General features: G+C 47.1%; 2 protein-coding genes. One reads left to right on the top strand and one right to left on the bottom strand.

Annotated features, from left to right (window positions below):
* The coding region (locus CIK04_RS35150; RefSeq protein ID WP_325206045.1) for a hypothetical protein at positions 1 to 374 on the top strand (374 nt) is incomplete at its 5' end.
* A 71-nt stretch (positions 375 to 445) separates the two neighbouring features.
* On the opposite strand, the gene CIK04_RS30890 is transcribed toward CIK04_RS35150, so the two are convergent.
* Complete coding sequence (locus CIK04_RS30890; RefSeq protein WP_128824779.1) at positions 446 to 1,882, bottom strand: IS1182 family transposase; 1,437 nt, start codon at positions 1,880 to 1,882, stop codon at positions 446 to 448.
* Positions 1,883 to 1,992 lie beyond the last annotated feature (110 nt).

Raw genomic sequence — 1,992 nt, 5'->3', positions numbered from 1 at the left:
CAACACGAGCCTTGGTTTTCACCTTGAACTCGTGCTTCCGGCGTTTGCCCGGATGTGGTGTCAGGCTTCCCCAGTTACTGCACTGGCTCCCTGTTAACAATGCCACCCTCAAGCACAGCATAGGTCTGACTGAGTATTGGGCTTTGCGATGTTTCGGACGCTTACCCACCTATGCTGCCGAAGCAGGTTCACTTACGTTGTGTACTGTTAACTTCCTATTGCTTCCTTCAGACCCTGCCGTTGGCCAGCAACGCCCTTGCAATTCGGATTATCTTCCCCTCAGTCAGGGCGATTCGGGCTTCTTTCAACCCGACGGGTTTGCCAGCTTCGCTGGGCAAACAAAAAAGGCTTGCCAATGGCAAGCCTCAGATTGATGACGAACCCCGCTTTTTAAGTGGGGTTCTTTTTTGGAAGCGACCGTAGGTCGCGATCGTGATTTTTTTTGTTATATCGTGCGCAGAAGTTTCCATTCATTACAYGGGTATACAGAAGCAAGTATCTGCCTTATTTCTGCCATATTTAAGCCCATTTTTCGTAGATAGTTCACCACCAACGCTATCTTCTTGATGTTTTGGGCTGCCGCTGCCAACCAACATTGCATTTGCACATTGGCTAGACCTCGGAAGCGAGCATAACGATGACCATGATGTTGCTTGGCATCTGCAAAGCTCCGTTCTACTGTTTCACTTCGACGTCGATAAGTCTTCTTGCCATAGGAAGAGAGCCGCATTTGATTTGCTCTYTCTACGGCATCGCTATAGATATGCCGAGTAATCACTTTCTTCATGTTTTTGCTTTGAGTGCAGTCATCCCTCATTGGACAGAACGCACACTCTTTCGGGTCTGAGTGGTATTCTCGGTAGGCATCGCGTGATGTGGTTTTATAAAGCAACGCCTGMCCATTCGGACATTGGTAGCWGTCTCTTTGCGCGTCGTAAGTAAAGTGTTTCTTTTTGAAYGCATTTTTCGTTCTCGATGGACGTCGATAACCGAACACGCCAAGAATACCTCGACGTTCAAGTGACTCCGCCACYGGAGCGGTAAAGTAGCCCGCATCCAGTCCAACGGCTATCGGGTTCAATTGGAATGTAGCAAGCGTGTAATCTAAGCGTTGAACGTAAGGCTGTGAGTCATTGATGTTGCCCGCGGTGGTATAGGTATCGAGGATAATTCCRTGTTGACCATCAACGGTTCGATGGTCGAGGTAGAAGAAGCCTTGTGGCTTATTATCACGAGTCATGAAGCCACTCTCTGGGTCAGTGGTGCTGGTTTTGGTATTCTTTGTTTTTGACTCTGATTCACGAGCCTTAAGAGGCTTCTTACCCGCTTTTTYTCGGTCTAACGCGACGTCGTCATCCAGCATATCAAGATAGGCACTCGCGCGAACCGCCGTGACTTTATTGGTGTGTTTATTCTTGTTGGCGTTCGCTTTGAGATGAGTACTGTCCGTAAAGAGCTCTTGACCCGCGACCAAGCCTTTCGTCATGGCTTGCTCTACGATATTGATAAAAATACGTTCGAAYACATCCGTGCCATTAAAGCGACGAATGCGGTTTTGGCTTAGAGTAGAAGCGTGGATGACTTTCTCTGTTAATGACATCCGTAAGAACCAACGGTAAGCGACATTCACTTCAATTTCTTTAACGAGCTGACGCTCACTTTTTATACCAAAGATATAACCAAGCAAGATGATTTTGAAGAGACGAACAGGGTCAACAGGTGGACGCCCATTATCTTTACAATAAAGATGAGCGACTTCATCACGAATGAATTCAAAGTCGATAGCATTATCGATTTTGCGCACTAAATGGTCTTTAGGAACTAACTGTTCCATCGTCACCATTTCCAGTTCGTATTGTTGCGGGGTGGGTTCTTGAAGCATATCGGAGTRTCCATATTTCGATACCCCTATTAGATCAAAGGTCTAGCTCGAAAGCTAGACCTTTGTCAGCAGTCTGACGCCGCTATTGCAGCGGCGTTTTTGTTATCCAG

The sequence above is a fragment of the Vibrio sp. 03_296 genome (genome assembly GCF_002265885.1).
The sequence above is the reverse complement of the archived record's forward strand: the minus strand, read 5'-3'. Positions and strand labels throughout refer to the sequence as shown.